The organism is Rhodospirillaceae bacterium, assembly GCA_018660465.1.
Lineage (GTDB): Bacteria > Pseudomonadota > Alphaproteobacteria > Rhodospirillales > JABJKH01 > JABJKH01.
In genome coordinates this window covers 1-17,811 of record JABJKH010000056.1, presented here as the reverse complement: position 1 = coordinate 17,811, position 17,811 = coordinate 1, and the positions used below count along the sequence as shown (strand labels likewise).

Sequence of the window (17,811 nt, the reverse complement as noted above, 5' to 3'; positions counted from 1 at the left end):
ATTGGGACCGCCCTTAAGAAACACTTCCGGCGGAAACTTATTAGACGGCGCCGTCTGCTTTCGCGGCTTCGATTTCCTCAGTGCTCATACCAAGAACGTCCGCGAGAATTTCGTCGGTGTGCTCCCCCAACAAAGGTGAGCGCACAACTTCCGATGGGGACGCCGACAACTTGACCGGATTACCAACAGTCAGATACTTGCCACGTTCTGGATGATCGACTTCGACGATGGTGCCGGTCTCACGAAGGCTCATGTCTTCGGAAATTTCTTTCATGGATAAAATAGGGCCGACCGGAATATTTAGCGGATTACAAATTTCCATGACCTCAAATTTGCTCTTGGTCATGGTCCAGGCTTCGACCGCCTCGAACACTTCGTCAAGGCGCGGCAAGCGCGCTTTTGGCGTTGCGAAGTCTGGGTCTTCTTTCCACTCAGGCTTACCAATCGTATCACAAACATTTTTCCAAACAGCGGCTTGAGTGATGAAGTATGTGTAGGAATCAGGGTCGGTTTCCCAACCTTTGCATTTGAGAATACGGCCGGGCTGTCCGCCACCGGAATCATTACCCGCACGAGGCGTTGCTTCACCGAAGGGGATACCAGCACCGGCCTGGGAATATTCATTCAACGGACCGTGGGTCAGGCGTTGCTGGTCGCGCAATTTAACCCGGCAGAGGTTCAACACGCCATCTTGCATGGCGCATTCGACCCGTTGGCCTTTGCCAGAATGGGTGCGGTGGAACAGTGCCGTCACAATGCCAAATGCCAAGTGCAAGCCGGTGCCACTGTCACCGATTTGAGCGCCTGTAACCAAGGGTACCTCACCGAGCATACCGGTTGTTGAAGCAGCACCACCGGCGCACTGAGCGACGTTTTCATAGACCTTACAATCGGAATAGGGACCAGGGCCGAAACCTTTGACAGAGGCGTAAATCATGCGTGGGTTGATTTCCTGGATGCGTTCCCAGGAAAAGCCCATGCGGTCGAGCGCGCCAGGGGCAAAGTTCTCAACCATCACATCGCATTCTTCGATCAGCTTAATGAAAATTTCTTTGCCTTTGTCAGACTTGGTGTTCAACGTCACGCTGCGTTTGTTGTGATTCAGCATTGTGAAATACAGGCTGTCCACATCGGGAATATCTTGTAATTGACCGCGGGTCGCATCACCGACGCCAGGGCGTTCGACTTTGATCACATCCGCGCCGAACCATGCCAACAACTGCGTACACGTCGGACCTGACTGCACGTGTGTCATGTCCAGAATTTTGACACCTTCTAATGCCTTAGCTTCCATTGTTTCTTCCTAATCAAAAAATTAAATCAATATCGCCAAATTATTTTTTAGCGACGACGCTTTGTGGGTTGAGATTGCCGATGCGACCACTTTCTGTGCCAGCATTTTCATCGATTACCGCATTGACGAGAGACGGCTTGCCTGAATCCATCGCTTCGTTGACGGCGCGCTTCAATTCATCCGGCGACGTCGCGTGATAGCCGACGCCCCCGAAGGCTTCCATCATCTTGTCGTAGCGAGAATCTTTGGTGAAGACCGTCGTCGCGACGTCATCGCCACCGGACGGATTAACGTCGGTGCCGCGATAGATGCCGCCATTATTAAAGACAACGATACAGATTGGCAGGTTGTAGCGGCAGACAGTTTCGATCTCCATACCGGAGAAACCAAAGGCGCTGTCGCCTTCAACCGCCAGCACAGGGTGGCCGGTTTCCACCGCTGCTGCGATGGCTTGGCCCATGCCGATGCCCATTACGCCCCAGGTGCCGACGTCCAGGCGTTTGCGGGGCTTGTACATGTCGATGATGCTGCGGGCAAAATCCAACGTGTTGGCGCCTTCGTTGACCAAGATCGCATCGGGACGTTCTGCGATGATGGTGCGAAGTGAGCCCAGCGCGCCTTGGTAATCCATCGGCACGTTGTTGTTTTGAAGTTTCGGCGCCATCCGCTCAATGTTGGCGTTTTTCTTTGTGCTGACGGCTTCGGTCCAATCGGCAGGCGGGGCGCTCCAGTTATCACCCATGCCCGCAAACAAGGCCGAAACACAGGAGCCGATATCGCCAACCAAGGGGGCCGCGATCTCGACATTGCTGTCCATTTCCTTGGGTTCGATATCAATGTGAATAAATTTCTTAGGCGCAGTGCCCCAGGACTTACCTTTGCCATGAGATAACAGCCAGTTAAGACGCGCACCGACCATCACAACAACATCAGATTCTTTTAGCACCAACGAACGTGCTGGACCGGCGGACTGTGGGTGGGTGTCCGGCAGCAGCCCCTTCGCCATGCTCATCGGCAGGTAGGGAATACCACTTTTTTCAACGAACGCCTTAATGTCGTCATCGGCCTGAGCATAAGCCGCCCCTTTGCCGAGGATGATCAGCGGACGCTTAGCGCCTTTTAGTACACCAAGTGCGCGGGAAACTGCGTCTGGTGCGGGGATTTGAGCCGGGGCCGGATCGATCACTTTAACCAGCGACTTGGCACCCGCTTCAGCGTTCATCACCTGACCAATCAGCTTCGCGGGCAGGTCAAGATAAACACCGCCGGGACGACCGGAAACAGCGGCGCGGATCGCGCGTGCGACGCCGATGCCAATGTCTTCAGCGTTCAGCACTCTATAAGCCGCCTTACAAAGCGGCTTGGCGATGGCCAATTGATCCATCTCTTCATAATCGCCTTGTTGCAGATCGACAATTTCGCGCTCGGAAGAGCCACTGATCAGGATCATCGGATAGCAGTTGGTCGTCGCATGCGCCAAAGAGGTCAGACCGTTCAGGAAACCAGGAGCAGACACTGTCATACAGATGCCGGGTTTCTTCGTCAGGAAGCCCGCGATGGCCGCTGCAAAACCCGCGTGCTGTTCGTGCCGGAAGGAAAGAACACGCATGCCTTCTGATTGCATGTACCGACCCAAGTCCGTAACCGGAATTCCGGGGACCATATAGACTGTTTTGATATCGTTGAGCTTGAGCGCATCAATTATAAGGTGAAAGCCGTCCGTCAGGGCCTCCATCTCTTGGGCTTCCGTCTCAGAAGCGTCAGCAGAATTGGTTTCAGTTGAAGACATTACTTTTCTCCGATTAAACAACTTCAAAAAATACAGGTTAGGACAGGAAGTCGACGTTCTTTTCGACGTGTGCCGCCAAGTTCAAGGTGTGCTCTCGCACCAGCCTTTCGGCCAAATCCGCATCGTGGGCTTCAAGTGCTTCAATGATGTGAAGATGGTCGACAATCGACTTACTAAAACGGTCGCTCTGACCGATGGTATTGGCGCGGATGGAACTGATATGAATAAAGATATTTTCGGTCATCTCTGAAAATAGATCGCACTGACTGAGGGTCAGGATTTGGTGGTGAAATTCGATATTTTTATCCGAGTATTCATCGATATTGGCATTGGCTTCCTGCCCATCAAAGTCCGTAACAAAACGCCGCAAGGTTGAAATATCTGCATCGCTGGCCCGTTCGGAAACAAGCCGTGCCGCCATGCTTTCAATCGCCGCCCAGACCGTGATCATTTCCAGGATTTCGGCTTTCGTCTTGCGCACAACAAAAGCCCCCTTACGCGCCACAGTCCGCACCAAGCCTTCTTGTTCCAAGCGGCACATGGCTTCGCGGATTGGCGTCCGGCTGACGCCGAGGTCTTCCGCCAATTGGTGCTCATCCAGGCGAATCTCTTCGTTTGAGCTATAAATATCCATGGAGGTGATGGCTTGCTTCAGCGCCCGATACGTTTGGGTCGTTAAGCTGATGTCAACTTCGATTGGTTGAACCTTGAGTTTAGCGGTCGCCACGTCGATTCCTTCGCTAGTATTCATCCGCAATTAGGATACGTGTGGGCAGCACCACCCAACTGCGTCTGGTATATAGTATACGACGTGCAATGACAAACCCGAAAAGCGCATCGGAGTGCCTAAAATAAGGAAATTCTTGAACCGTCACCGGCGGGGATAAAGACCTAACTTCTACCCTGCTGGTTTGCCGACCCCAGCCATTCGTTTGATGTGCTTGAGCAACGGAAGGAATAAGAGAATGAGCGCGGTCACCGTAATCGCCCCGACAATGGGCAAACCGTTGATCATTCGGGTAAAGAAGATGTCAAACGACCCATCGGAAATCAGCAAAGATTGACGCAAGGCGGGCTCTGCCAAGGGGCCTAAAACAATCGCCAAAACGGCTGGTGCCATGGGATAATCCAACTTCCGCATCAAGAACCCGACCACGCCGAAGCCGAGCATCAGCCAGACATCGTGCAGTTTCTGGGTCGGGGCATAGCCACCAACCACACACAGCACGAAAATGATCGGTGCCAATATCGTAAAGGGCATTTTCAACACCCAGATAAACGCTGGGATGAAGACGATGTTCACCAACAGGGCAAAGAAGTTTGCGACATACAGACTGGCGATCAGACCCCAAACGAAGTCTTTCTCATTCACGAACAGCATGGGTCCGGGCTCGAGCCCCCAAATGACCATGCCACCCAGCAAGATCGCCGTCGTTGGGGAACCGGGAATACCTAACGTGAGCATCGGCAGCATCGAGCCCGTGCTGGCTGCGTTGTTTGCAGATTCAGGTGCGACAACGCCGTCAACGTTCCCCTTGCCGAATGAATCCGGGTCATTGGTTGTTGACTTGGCGATGCCGTAGGCCATCAAAGACCCCGGCGTCGCACCCGCAGCCGGAAGGACACCGACGACGAAGCCCAAGACCGACCCCATCAACGCCGTTTTCCAGGAACTCAAAAGATCTTTCAGATTTTGCACGATACGCGAAACCGTCACGTTCGCCTGAGAAACTTCGACCTTACCGCGGGACGATTCAATCACCCAAAGCATTTCACCAATGCCATAAATACCGATGGCCAGAACCAGGAAGTTGATGCCGCCCATGAACCCAGGCAGGTCAAAGAAGATCAACCTGGGCTCGCCGGTGATGATGTCCATGCCGACTGAGCCGAACACCAAGCCGATAAAGATTGAGAAAAATGTCTTCGCGATATCGTCAGAGCCAAGACCGATAAAGGTCGCGAACGCCAATAACATCAACGCTGTAATTTCCGGCGATCCAAACGCCAGTGCCAGTTCTGCCAAAGGCGGCGCAATGGTGGTAAACAAAATAACTGAAATCGTCCCGCCAACGAATGAGGCCGTCGCCGCGGCAACAAGGGCCCGATCAGCCTCCCCCTTCATCGCCATGGGTCGTCCATCGAAGGTCGTTGCGACCGCCGTCGATGCGCCAGGAATTCCCAACATGATTGAGCTGATCGCACCGCCGTACATCGCACCATAATAAATCGCGGCTAAGAAAATAATTGCGCTTGCAGGCGGCACCAGGAACGTCATCGGCAACAAGATCGCCACACCGTTTACTGATCCCAGACCCGGCATGGCACCGATAAACAACCCAACCGTGCACCCAAGAACGATAAGCCCGAGGTTCAGGGGCTGAAATGCAATGCCAAATCCGTTGAGAAGTAAATCGAGAATTTCCATGATATTTACTTTAGAAGCCCGGCCCTAGATTTGTGGGAGAATTGAAGATCAGACGCGCCCAACAAACGCCGCCCTATAAAAACGGATAAAACAGCTCTTCAACGGCCTGCACACCTTTTGGCAGGGTAATCGTCAGAGCTTTTTCAAAAAACAAGAATGTCGCGACCGGCATGGTCACTGCCACCGATCCAGTCAGCCGCCAACTGTGGTTGCCCATGAAGCGCATGTAGAAAATTAGGAATAAAGGAACAGAGAAATAGACGCCGATGATGTGGATCAGACCGACCATGACGGTCAGTGATCCAGCCGTAAGCGCAAACAGCTTTACGTCCTGGTTATCCATGTAGGAGTCTTCAGAATCTGAAAATATGTTGGTGCCGCGAATACAAGTGTAAATCACATACAAGCAACTCAGCAGCATCCCAAGTGCGAGCCAGAACGACCAAGCCCCACCGCCCGGGCCTTCGCCCTTTATCCAACCAATGGGAAGTTCCGTACTGAGCCACATCAAATAGATGGAGAAGAGCGCCATCACGATTGCCATTACAAGTTCCGCCAATCGCATGATAACGATCTCCTCCTATCTATCTGACGTTTCGATAGTCTAAAGCCGGGCTACTTGATCACGCCCATGTTCTTCAGAATACCCCGGTGCACATCGCGCTCATGCAACCAGTATTTCATCAAGGCTTTACCCTTCAACAGGTCGCCTTGTAGGCTCTTCTTCTTCCGATAGGTTTGCCATTTTTTGGAATTGAAGACTTTCGTGAAGAGCTTTGAGTAGTACGCCGCGGCGTCTTTGCTCATGCCAGGCGCACCGACAACGGTACGTTGCATGAAGTAGACGTAGTCTTTGCCCAACTCCTTAAACGTCGGCGCATCTTTGAACAAAGGCAGACGCTTCGGTGTGAAGGCAGCCAAAGCAATCGTTTTACCAGCTTCATAGAAGCCCAACTGCTCAGATGGATTATTCACGGTGGAATCCGCGTTCATACCCGCGAGTTCTTTAGCAACACGTCCACCACCTTTGAACGGGACGTATTTCATATTCAAGCCATAAGCGGAGTTTAAAAAGTCAGTCAGCAGATTGTCTTCGGAGTTCTTACCCGTACCCGCCATGATCCACTTGTTACCTTTGGCCTTCGCCGCTTTAACAAAGTCAGCAACGTTCTTGATGCCGGATTTTTTGTTAACCCACAGCAAGAAGGTATCTTCTGCCATACGCGCAACGGGTGTGAAGGTCGAGATGTCGACTTTCAGACGAGGCTGACGCAATGGGGTGGTGTAGAAGCTGTTCAGGGTGAACATGATCAGGTGATCATTACCCTGGTTTTGCTTCATGTAGACCAAGGCTTCTGCACCTGATCCACCCGGCTTATTGATCGGCGTAAATGCCTTCGAAGACATTTTATTCTTAGCAATGATGGATTGGAACAAACGAACAGCCTTATCCGCACCGCCGCCCTTGCCCGCCATCACGACGAATTCAACAGGTTTCTTAGGTTCCCACGCCGCATTCGCGTCCTTGGATACGGCGGTAAAGCCGAGGCCGAGAACAACAGCTGCGCTGATCCCAACCATTCCAGATTTAAGTAGGGTCTTCATGTGTACCTCCCTTGTGATACCGTCCCTTGTGATCAACGTTTTTTTATAAAAACGTTTTTAGAAATTTGACTCTACGACCTGCTACAGCGTACGCAAATCTTTTTTTTGTTATCACGATTAAGTTACGTGGCTGCTTATCCCAAAGCCAATTTTACAAAATACCAAATTTGGTATCCTGTATACCGATAAAAGTTAGGTGGCAATAGCAGGTCTGTACAGACAAAATTCTATAAATCGCAAAATAGTTTAGGTAATTCACCCCAAATCACCCTACATTTAAGCCATGACCAATCGCCCCAACGTCAACGTTAAGAAAACCAAGAGCATCCTGAAGGATTTGAAGCAGGAACTCACTCGCTTGGCCGAAACCAGCGAAGACGGGCGACAACCCGTTGAATTGGACCAGACCGCCGTCGGTCGCCTGTCGCGCATGGACGCGCTGCAAGGTCAAGCCATGGCCTTGGAACAAGCTCGCAGGCGAGAGTTGGAAATAAAAAGGATCGACGCCGCCTTGCAGCGCATCGAAGACGGCACCTACGGTTACTGCCTTAGTTGTGATGAAGAGATCGAGGCCAAACGGCTGGAACTTGATCCAACAACGCCGACGTGCATCAGCTGCGCAGCCACTTAAACGAACCGATTTCTTTCATTTGACGGATCGAAACCTTTTCAACAATGAATTCAAAATTCGTCAAATTTCACACACTTTAACATCACTTCATTGAATTATTCTAAACCGTTTCCATATGTTTAAGTTAGAACGAAATGTGCCATTTGGTATTTCGGTAAATTAAGGACATCTAGAATGAAAAAATTAGCGAACGATCTTCCCATTAAGGCGAAGCTATTTGTCGGCTTTGGCATTGTAATTGCCATAATGGGCGTGATGTCCGTCTTAAGTTATTCCAACTTCGTTACCGTTGGTCATGAGGTTGAGGAACTAACCAAAATCGCCGATGAGGCCGCAGAAGTTGCCCATATCGAAGCGGAATTCCTTAAACTTCGCGCCCATGCGAGAGAGTTCGCTAACCTCGGACACGATAAGGACGCCAAAGCAGTCGCAAAAATCGCCAAGACCCTTGCCCCTTTGATCAAGAAGTTAATCGATGAGGTCAAATCCAACCCACAGGTTTTTGCCAAGGCGACACACCTGAAAAAAGAATTTGATATTTACATCAAGGACTTCGAGAAGGCCAAAGCACTGGATCACGAATTCCGAGGGTTAATTCACAAAAAACTTGAACCCGAAGGCATCAAAATTGTTGAAGATCTCAACGAAATCCTGAAGCGGGCTGCCAAAGAGGGAAATCGGGATGCGATGACCTATGTCACCGCCGCCCGCGAACACGCCTTAAAGGCTCGGCTTTATGCCAACATTCTCATTGGTCGTCAGGACAATTCCTTCGGCCCAAAGGCCAATCAAGAATTCCAAGCATTAACCAGCACTCTGAAGGCACTTGGAAAAACGCTAACTACATCAGGAGAAAAAAAGCTTCACGACGAAATTAATGTATTGCTGAAAGACTACATCGCGACCTTCAACAAGATTCACGAAGATGAAAAAGAACTGCGCCATCTCATCGATGGGGAAATGAAAGAAGCGTCAAATTTATTGGCTTCTGATGCTGAATGGATGATGAAAAAGTTCACCAGAGAAGAACATCACATTCGCGATGAAACTGAACACTCAATCAAATTTGCTGAAACCGAAATTGTGATCATTGGCATTGTGGGTGTGGTAGTTGGTTTACTGCTGGCCTTTGGTACAGGAACCACCATTGCAGGTCCGATTGCCTCGATCACGCGCAACATTAAAGGTCTCGCTAGCGGTGACATCAGAATCAAGATTGAGGTTCAAGACCGCGGTGATGAAATTGGCGATATGGGCAAAGCCTTGGTAGAATTGCGTGAAACCAGTATCGAAGCTTTCACCAAAGGCCAGATGATCGACACGATGCCCATGAATGTCATGCTGTGCGACCTTGATACCTTCAATGTCACTTACGCGAACGAAGCTTCCAAGGAAACCCTACGCACCATCGAACACCTGTTGCCGGTTAAGACCGATGATCTCATTGGAACTTGCATCGATATCTTCCACAAAAACCCGGCTTATCAGCGGAACATGCTCTCAACCGATGAACACTTGCCGCACCGCGCACAAATCAACGTTGGCACAGAGACCCTGGACCTTCGCGTCTCCGCTGTCTACGACAATGCCGGTGATTACTATGGCCCGATGTTGACCTGGAACGTTGTTACGAAACAAATCGAGCTGATTAATTCCTTCGAATCCAACGTCGGCAGCGTGGCAAACTCGGTATCCGATGCAGCCTCCCATATGCAGACCACATCCAAGACCATGGGGGTTGTCTCACAAGAAGCCAGCACCCGATCAGCAACCGTCGCCGAAGCTTCCGAAGAAGCCGCAACAAACATTCAATCGGTTGCGGTTGCCACTGAAGAACTGACCAGTTCCATTCAAGAGATCAGCCGCCAGGTTTCCCACGCAAGCGGAATTTCCCAAGGTGCCGTTTCCGACTCAAACACGGCGAAGGAAACTGTTGAAGATCTGGTCAAAGCGGCCCAAGCCATCGGCGAGGTCGTCGCTCTCATCACGGATATTGCGGAGCAAACCAACCTTCTGGCCTTGAACGCAACCATTGAGGCCGCCCGTGCCGGTGATGCCGGCAAGGGCTTTGCGGTTGTGGCGTCAGAGGTTAAAAACCTTGCCAACCAAACTGCAAAAGCAACCGACGACATCAAAGTCCAAATCGACGAAGTTCAGGCGAGAACTGGTGATGCTGCTAGTGCCATCGGCTCCATCGGAACGACGATTAAAGAGATCGAGGAAGTCACGACCGCAATTGCTGCCGCAGTAGAGGAACAAAACGCCGCGACCCAGGAAATTGTCCGCACCGTCGAAGAAGTTTCCAAAGGCACACAAGAAGTCTCCGAAAATATTTCTCAATTGTCTGTTGTCGCTGGACAAGCGCAAGAAGCATCAGATGGAGTCAGTTCGACTTCTTCTGAATTGGGCCAGAACTCAGCCATGCTGAATCAAGCGGTCGAAGATTTCCTCGTAGAAATTCGCGCTATGTAAGCGCCGAAAGATCAATGGTCAGGCCAATTGTTCCTTTGTTTTCAGGAACCGAAGGTCTGGCCATTCTTCCGCCGCCTTATCCAAGTGCCACGCGTTCCGGGCTAAAAACACAATCCCTCCATCGTGATCATCTGCGGCGCTGCCTTGATTGGCGTCGATGAAATTTTTGAGATCGCGGGTGTCGTCTGCTTCGACCCAGCGGGCGGTATAAAGTGAGCAGGGTTCGAAATGAACCGGTACTTTGTATTCGGTTCTGATCCGATCGGCGAGAACTTCGAACTGCAACACCCCGACCACGCCAACGATCCAGTCGGCACCGATGTGCGGTTTGAAAACGCTCGCCGCACCCTCTTCTGCCAGTTGCTGCAACGCCTTACCTAAATGCTTAGCCCGCATGGGATCATCTGGACGCACGGTTTGCAAAAGCTCCGGCGCGAAACTGGGTACGCCAGTAAAGCGGATGTTCTCGCCTTCGCTTAACGTATCGCCAATGCGCAAGTTGCCGTGGTTGGGCACACCAATAATGTCGCCCGCATAAGCTTCGTCCGCCAATTCACGATCCTGGGCCAGGAACATCACCGGATTGTGCAGGTTCACCGTCTTGTTGGTACGCACGTGATGCATTTTTAGGCCGCGTTTAAAATGCCCGGAGCACAAACGCATGAAGGCGATTCGGTCTCTGTGTTGCGGGTCCATGTTGGCTTGAATCTTAAAGATAAGCCCGCTGACATTTTTCTCGTCCGGCGCAATCATGCGCTCAGTGGACGGCTGCGGCCTAGGCGTTGGGGCCATGTTGATCAAGCCATGCAGCAGTTCACGAACGCCGAAGTTGTTAATCGCGCTGCCAAAGAAGACCGGCGTCATATTACCGTCTTGATAGGCCTGCTGATCGAATTCTGGACATAAGCCCCTGGCCATTTCGACTTCTTCGCGCAAAGCCTCCAGCGCATAATCGGGCAAGAAACCATCCAGCTTCGGATCGTCCAAGCCATCACAGGCTTCGCCTTCGTCTGTCACAACGTCGTTGCGGGCATCCCGATCCAGCAGCAACAACCTTTCCTGAAATAAATCATAGCAGCCGAGAAAGTTCCGCCCCATGCCGATGGGCCAGCTTGCCGGTGAAACATCTAGCTGTAATATCTGTTCGATCTCGTCCAACAACTCAAAACTATCGCGGGCTTCCCGGTCCATCTTGTTAATGAAGGTGATGATCGGCATATCGCGCAGGCGGCAGACCTCGAACAGCTTACGGGTTTGTGCCTCAATCCCCTTCGCCGCGTCGATCACCATCACCGCGGAATCGACGGCGGTCAGGGTCCGGTATGTGTCTTCGCTGAAATCTTCGTGGCCCGGGGTATCCAACAAATTAAAAGTGCAGTCGCCGTATTCGTAGGTCATGACCGAACTTGAGACGGAAATTCCCCGTTCGCGTTCCACTTTAAGCCAATCGGAATGCGCCCGACGTTGTGCCCCACGGGCTTTAACCGCACCCGCTTGTTGAATGGCGCCACCAAACAACAAAAGCTTTTCCGTCAGCGTCGTCTTTCCCGCATCGGGGTGCGAAATAATCGCGAACGTACGCCGACGGGCGATGTGGTCTTTAAGATCAGGCATGGCAAATTTGATTATTTAAAAAAATTTAGGGTGCGGGGCGTGACTGTACTGATAATCCCCTCAGACGCCACTAAAATCTTTGGCGAATTTTGCCCCAAAACCTTTCATAACAATATTATGAAAGACGTACAGCTGAATTTGACCGAGAGAGATTTATTTTCAGTCCTTCTTGATCGTCACAAGAAACAAAATATTCCTGAAACAAACCCACCCGTTCTCGCGAAAATCATGCAAATTTCTCTAAAACTCGTCTCAATCCTGAAATCTGCCCGTCACACCCGTGACGTCACAGCCGATTAGAACTAATTTAACGATCAATATATTATACTTCTTAAGAATTATGAGGAATTCCACCGCATGACCGAAGACGATCCGCAAAATCCCCGCATCGCGGAGGAACGCCGAAAAAGAGAAGACCGCAGGGAACCTTCGGGTCGCCGTCAGATGAATCGCCGGTCGGGAAACCAAAGGCGAAAGCGACCTGGGGAAGGCGAACCTTCTAGTCTTGCGGGCGACCGTATCGATAAGCGAGCTGGCAAAGAACGCCGCAGCGGATTTGAACGCCGTATGGATGGGGATCGAAGGTTTGCCGAAATTCGCCGTCGCACAATTGAGAAGCGCAATAAATCTTAAGTCCAGTCTTAAGTCCGGTGCCGCCACCAATATTTATCATTGATGGAAAAAACGGGTGAATAGTGACGCACGCGGGCGGCATCAATCACCTTTTTGATCTGATTATCCAAAACCAAAACCTTGCCGCCGTAATACACCACCAAAATGGCGTGGCCGACTTTCAGGTTTAAATCCTTCACTGCAACCACTCGAAGTTCTGACTGCTTAAAGCCAAGCATTCGCAAGGAAAGAAACTTGGAAATTGCATAATCTTCGCAGTCACCGAACTTGGACATAAATTCCCCTGGCGTCGCCCAAAAATCTTTCCGGCCCCAGTTCGTCTTATCCGTCGTGTACTTGGCCTGATTCATGTATTTATTGACGAGGCGAATTTGCGTCAGTTTATCCTTACCTTTAATGCTTGTCAGAAACTTCACCCATGCCGCGTAGTGGCATTTATTCAGCTTGGTCGCCTTGCATGATCCTTTTTGCTTGGCGCGTTCTTTAACGTAGCGCCCCAAGGCTCCGGTCCATTTCTTGAAGGGTTTAAGGTTGGACGAGCGAATTTCCTTGGATCGGAAGAAGCTCGGATCGGCCTTTGCTGCCAAAGCCATGTCCGGCCCCAAAAGCATAAAACCAACAGCCGCACCCATGACAGTGCAAAGAATGAATCGTAATATCGTCTTCATCATGACAGTCCAATATAGCCTCTAATTAACAGTATACTTAGATTTACCAGGATAAAAAATAGTGTTGGATAGATTTTAACCGAATTGTGAACCATGCCTGACAGAATTTTTCTTTCTTGCGTATGGCAACAGAAGCCGCAACAATTTGGTATCAGGGGGAATTGAAGATATGGCTGAAGAGGGAAAACCGGACGAACAAGAAGTTAAGGTTCGGCGCTCAGTAAACAAGATGGTGCTCGGCATTGGCTTGGCCATGATTGCCATCATCGGTGCCGCTGTGTTCTTCGCTTTCAAGTTTGTCGAGGACGAACGATCACGCGACCTTGCGGCTTGGCAAGTGCGCCTCGGCATCGTCGCCGACAGCCGCACTGCCGCCGTTAACGAATGGGCAGAACAACAATTCGGCGTCATGCGCGAACTGGCGGAAAACGCGTCCCTACAACTCTACATGACCGAACTCGCGTTGGCCGAAGGCAAAACAGCCGACGTCACGGATGAAGCTGCGCAGGCGGGTTATTTACGGAACCTCCTTGTCGCAACGGCGGAGCGCACCGGCTTCGTGCCGCCCCCGTCCGTGGGCGAAGTTTCTGCCAATGTTGAAAAGGCAGGGGTCGCAGGTTTGGCCCTGGTGGATGCAAACAGCAGCCCCCTGGTCAGTTCCCCCGGCATGCCGCCGCTTTCTTCCAAGGTTAAGCAAGCCATTCTAAAAGCGCTGGAAGGTGAGCCTGCCTTGATCGATGTGTTCAGAGGGGCCACGAACCTGCCAACTATCGGTTTCGTGTTGCCGATCTTCGGCATCCAGGACGATGGCACAAAGGGCATTGGTGCTGTCATTGGCATGCGCCCCATCGGCAAAGACCTATTCGAACGCCTAAAGCAACCGGGTGAGACAGAAAAAACGTCTGAGACTTATCTCGTGCGGAAATCCGGCGGCACAGTGGAATACCTATCGCCGCTTAAAGATGGCACAGCACCGCTTAAGCGGTCCTTATCCGCAGACACGCCGGAACTCGCTGCAACCTACGCCATCGAAAAACCCGGTGGCTTTGCGGTTAAGCGGGATTATCTCGGCGAACCCTCTCTTGTGACATCCCGCGCCTTGGCGAACTTACCGTGGGCCTTGGTCCGAAAAATTTCCCAGGCCGAAGCCTTGTCGGGAACCGAGACCCGGCTCAAAACCATTCTGACTGTATTTGTCTTGATCATTGTTGGCGTGGCCATCGCGATCATTGCGGTCTGGCGGCATGGCAGTTCTGTTCGGGCAACCCAGGCAGCTGAGGCCTTCCGCGTCTCGTCGCTACGTTTTGAGAATATGAGCAAGTTCATGCGGCTGGTGACCAACAGCCAACCAACCGTCATTGCGGCGGTTGATGGCACAACGACGTTTACCTTCGCCAATGAACCAGCCGGCAAAGACGCCGGCATTGAGCCAGCAGACATGCTGGGCAAGACCATGGCGTCGGTGATCGGCCCGATTAAAGCTGCAAAGCTGGCGGAGATTAACAAGCGCATCCTGGCGAATTTTGAAATCGCGGAAACCGACAACCCAACCACATCCGTCGCCACAACCCGCGAATCACACATGCTCCACTTTGAATTGGAGGATGGCGAAGAGAACGTCTTGAAGACCGACCACATACCATTACGTGGCGACAGAGACTACCCGCCCGGCGTGCTGATGATTTTGGATGATGTAACGGAGCTGACTCGCGAACGCCGACGCAGCGAGGCCATGCTGCATCAGTTGATCAACACCCTGGTGAACGTTGTCGATCTCCGTGATCCGTTTTCCGCCAATCATTCCCGCCGCATCGCCCAAGTCGCGTGCAGCATTGGCGAGGAAATGGGCTTGGAAGATTTGGAAATCAAAACGTTGAATATTGCGGGCAGCCTGTTGAATCTCGGAAAAATCTTTATCCCTGAAGAATTGCTGATAAAGCCGGGTGGGCTAACACCGGAGGAATACACCCTATTCGCAAATGTAACGCAGGTTACCGTGCGACTTCTAAAAGATGTCTCCTTCGAAGGGGAGGTCGTCGAAACCATCAACCAGACGATTGAGAAAATCGATGGCAGCGGGCCGCTTAAATTAGCTGGCGAAAATATTATTCAAACCGCTCGCATCCTGGCCGTTGCCCGCGCCTTCGTTGGCATGATCAGCATCCGCTCCTACCGAGAAGCCCTGACAATTGATAAAGCCATCGGGAACTTAATGGAAGAATCCAGCGAAAAATTTGACCGCAAGCCCGTCACCGCGTTGATAAACTATTTGGAGAACCGGGACGGCCGCCAAGAATGGGCCCACTTCAGCGACCCGCCTAAGGCGTAGGGTGCGATTCAATCCAGTTTGGAAATAAATACCGCGTCCTTCGAGACGCGCCTTTGGCGCTCCTCAGGATGAAGAATTAAAATTCATCTTCATCCTGAGGAGCCGCGAAGCGGCGTCTCGAAGGACGCAGCATAGAACCCTCGACAGACCGATTACCCCATACTATTCGGATCAATCACCACGCTGACTGCGGCCTCACCGTCGGTGACGGAATAGCCGCCATCAGTGCCATCATTTTCTTGGAGATCGTCCTCACCATCGTTCGCCTTAATTCCGAAGGTGTCAGAAGCGCCATCGTCAACGCCTTCGTATTTGACGGAAATCGTCACGTCGTTGAAGTCGTTGTCTCCGCCACCGGTCAGATCTTCAAAGCCGATCATCAGGTTGCCATCGTCGTTGGTACCGGAGATCGCGTGATTGACACCGTCCGGGTTCAAGCTATCACCGGTGTAGAAGATGTCGCTGGCTTCGATGGTGATCGAGGTTGGTTCATCATCTGAAACCTCTTCCGCGATGTCTTCCATATCGTCTTTAGATACAGTCTGATCATTGAACTGGAAGGACTCGACTTCTTTTACTTCATCCGTGCCATCGCCATTTTCGCGATTGTCTGAAACGAAGAAGCTATCGCCGTCTTGGGTGATGGAGTAATCGGACAGGTCACCAGAGAATACGGCAGTATCATCACCGGAGCCGCCCTTGATTTCATCATCTCCCGCGCCGCCGATCAGGATATCGTCGTCCCTACCGCCGTCCAACTGATCGAAGCCGTCGCCGCCACTGAGTTCGTCGTCGCCCCGGTCACCCTTAAGCTTATCGTCGCCATCGGTTCCGGTAAGTTCATTGTCACCCCGGTTACCGCGTTGTTCGAGATTCTCCGCTTCGTCTCTCAAATCATCCTTCGACAGAGTCTGATCAGCGAATTCAAATTCTTCGACGTGTTCAACCCGGTCCGTACCATCGCCGTCTTCACGGGTGTCTTCGATGGTGAAGGTGCCGCCCGCGCGGGTGATGATGTAATCTTCCAAGTTGCCGGACAGGATCAGCGTGTCGTCATCCCGACCGCCATCAATAATGTCATCGCCGGAACCACCAGACAGCACATCATCGCCTTCGCCGCCGTACAGGTAGTCGTCGTCGCTACCGCCGATAATGGTATCATCGCCGTCGCCGCCGTCGATAATATCAGCGCCCAATCCGCCCGTTAGAACATCGTTGTCATCGGTGCCTTCGAGGGCGCTGGTCTCAAACGTGATGTTGCCGTTCTCATCAAAATTCAACGGCACGCCAGCTTCGACAGCTTCTGCCAAGTTGGGGTATTTATTTGCACCGTCTTGGATCACGAAGAAACCAAACTGTTCGCCAGGTTCAAGCCCTTCAAGGGTGATCTCTGTACCCTTCTCCAGGGTGTTTCCATCTTCCGATGCATCCACGAACAGCACTTGTGGTTCCATGGGATCGCCGTTTTCGTCCAGCTTGTACCAGCCGACCGTGTTATGGAATCCAGCATCTTCGCCTTCGAACACAACGGTGACACCTTCTGCAGTTTCCGGCACCGTCAGATTACTCTGGTCAATAGGCGCACCACCTTCGTCCCAAGACGGGGTGTTTTCAGCCCAGCTAAATCCAGCCTCGTCTGCCGTGTATTGCAGGAGACCATTGTCGACGTCCTCTTGAGTAAAGATGTCGTCTTCATCCAACGCTTCGCCGTCCAAGAACAGCGTTCCATGGTCGGGCTCATCGGTGACTGTATAGGTGATTTCAGACGGATCATTATCGACATCGGTCACGTTGAAGTCTTCACTCGTAACCGTCGTCGTACCACCGGCTTCAACTTCAAGGGTTCCATCACCTTCGAGAACCGGCGCATCATTGACCGGTGCTACATCAACCGCCAACGGCGCGTTGACACTGCTAACACCTTCCGTAGATGTCGCCGAAACGGACAGATCAAGCTGACCAAAGAAGTCTTCAGGCGGTGTGACCGTCAGGCCCTCAAGATCGCCTGCTGTCAGCGTCCAATTGCCGCCGCCGTTATCCGTACCTGCGGAAAGATCAGAACCTTCCGGCACACCAGAGATCGAAACAGTCGCAACCTCTTCGAACGGGTTGATCACATCGACACCGATATCAATCGCGATGGCGGTATCTTCGTCGCCGCCGAATGTCGAGAGACTAACCACCGGCTCCAGACCAATGTCTTCCACGGCCAAGGTCCCGTCCGCAAATTCCAGCATCTCGACGCCGGTCACCGTATCCACACCTTCCGGTCCGGAGACAATCATTTGGTCGCCATCAAAACTAATGCTGTAGTCGTCGTAGCTGTTGGACAGTTGCAAGGTATCGGT

14 protein-coding genes are annotated in these 17,811 nt (G+C 51.8%); 5 read left to right on the top strand and 9 right to left on the bottom strand.

Translation table 11 applies throughout. From position 1 onward, the window contains the following. Positions 1 to 40 precede the first annotated feature (40 nt). From frc to HOM51_08360, 6 genes are all read right to left on the bottom strand, one after another. Positions 41 to 1,294, bottom strand: a complete 1,254-nt coding sequence (gene frc / locus HOM51_08385) for a formyl-CoA transferase (GenBank protein ID MBT5034525.1) — start codon at positions 1,292 to 1,294, stop codon at positions 41 to 43. Positions 1,295 to 1,334: 40 nt separating this feature from the next. Then, on the bottom strand, positions 1,335 to 3,083 hold the full coding sequence (oxc, locus tag HOM51_08380; protein ID MBT5034524.1) for an oxalyl-CoA decarboxylase: 1,749 nt from the start codon (positions 3,081 to 3,083) through the stop codon (positions 1,335 to 1,337). Between the two features lie 37 nt (positions 3,084 to 3,120). Beyond that, the gene (locus HOM51_08375) at positions 3,121 to 3,834 is read right to left on the bottom strand and encodes a GntR family transcriptional regulator (protein MBT5034523.1); all 714 of its coding nucleotides are present in this window, start codon (positions 3,832 to 3,834) and stop codon (positions 3,121 to 3,123) included. Positions 3,835 to 3,981: 147 nt separating this feature from the next. Further along, the gene (locus tag HOM51_08370; GenBank protein MBT5034522.1) at positions 3,982 to 5,511 is read right to left on the bottom strand and encodes a tripartite tricarboxylate transporter permease; all 1,530 of its coding nucleotides are present in this window, start codon (positions 5,509 to 5,511) and stop codon (positions 3,982 to 3,984) included. Positions 5,512 to 5,584: 73 nt separating this feature from the next. Continuing rightward, positions 5,585 to 6,076 (bottom strand): tripartite tricarboxylate transporter TctB family protein, encoded by a 492-nt coding sequence (locus HOM51_08365; GenBank protein ID MBT5034521.1) that lies wholly within the window; start codon positions 6,074 to 6,076, stop codon positions 5,585 to 5,587. Between the two features lie 50 nt (positions 6,077 to 6,126). Next, positions 6,127 to 7,116, bottom strand: a complete 990-nt coding sequence (locus HOM51_08360; protein ID MBT5034520.1) for a tripartite tricarboxylate transporter substrate binding protein — start codon at positions 7,114 to 7,116, stop codon at positions 6,127 to 6,129. A gap of 283 nt (positions 7,117 to 7,399) precedes the next feature. On the opposite strand from HOM51_08360, the gene HOM51_08355 reads away from it, so the two are divergent. Together HOM51_08355 and HOM51_08350 are read left to right on the top strand one after the other, a co-directional pair. After that, positions 7,400 to 7,747 (top strand): TraR/DksA family transcriptional regulator, encoded by a 348-nt coding sequence (locus tag HOM51_08355; GenBank protein ID MBT5034519.1) that lies wholly within the window; start codon positions 7,400 to 7,402, stop codon positions 7,745 to 7,747. Positions 7,748 to 7,921: 174 nt separating this feature from the next. Beyond that, complete coding sequence (locus HOM51_08350) at positions 7,922 to 10,219, top strand: methyl-accepting chemotaxis protein (protein ID MBT5034518.1); 2,298 nt, start codon at positions 7,922 to 7,924, stop codon at positions 10,217 to 10,219. Positions 10,220 to 10,237: 18 nt separating this feature from the next. Here HOM51_08350 and HOM51_08345 read toward each other — a convergent pair whose 3' ends face one another. Beyond that, positions 10,238 to 11,833, bottom strand: a complete 1,596-nt coding sequence (locus HOM51_08345; protein MBT5034517.1) for a peptide chain release factor 3 — start codon at positions 11,831 to 11,833, stop codon at positions 10,238 to 10,240. A gap of 39 nt (positions 11,834 to 11,872) precedes the next feature. Between HOM51_08345 and HOM51_08340 the strand changes: the two genes are divergently transcribed. After that, the gene (locus HOM51_08340) at positions 11,873 to 12,133 is read left to right on the top strand and encodes a hypothetical protein (protein MBT5034516.1); all 261 of its coding nucleotides are present in this window, start codon (positions 11,873 to 11,875) and stop codon (positions 12,131 to 12,133) included. Between the two features lie 57 nt (positions 12,134 to 12,190). Beyond that, positions 12,191 to 12,466: a hypothetical protein gene (locus tag HOM51_08335; protein MBT5034515.1), complete on the top strand. Its 276-nt coding sequence runs from the start codon at positions 12,191 to 12,193 to the stop codon at positions 12,464 to 12,466. A gap of 8 nt (positions 12,467 to 12,474) precedes the next feature. On the opposite strand, the gene HOM51_08330 is transcribed toward HOM51_08335, so the two are convergent. Beyond that, complete coding sequence (locus HOM51_08330) at positions 12,475 to 13,137, bottom strand: hypothetical protein (protein ID MBT5034514.1); 663 nt, start codon at positions 13,135 to 13,137, stop codon at positions 12,475 to 12,477. 166 nt (positions 13,138 to 13,303) lie between these two features. On the opposite strand from HOM51_08330, the gene HOM51_08325 reads away from it, so the two are divergent. Continuing rightward, entirely contained in the window at positions 13,304 to 15,463 is a 2,160-nt protein-coding gene (locus tag HOM51_08325; protein ID MBT5034513.1) for a PAS domain-containing protein, read from the top strand. 152 nt (positions 15,464 to 15,615) lie between these two features. On the opposite strand, the gene HOM51_08320 is transcribed toward HOM51_08325, so the two are convergent. Further along, positions 15,616 to 17,811, bottom strand: a 2,196-nt coding sequence (locus HOM51_08320; protein ID MBT5034512.1) for a DUF4114 domain-containing protein, incomplete at its 5' end; no start/stop codon positions are given.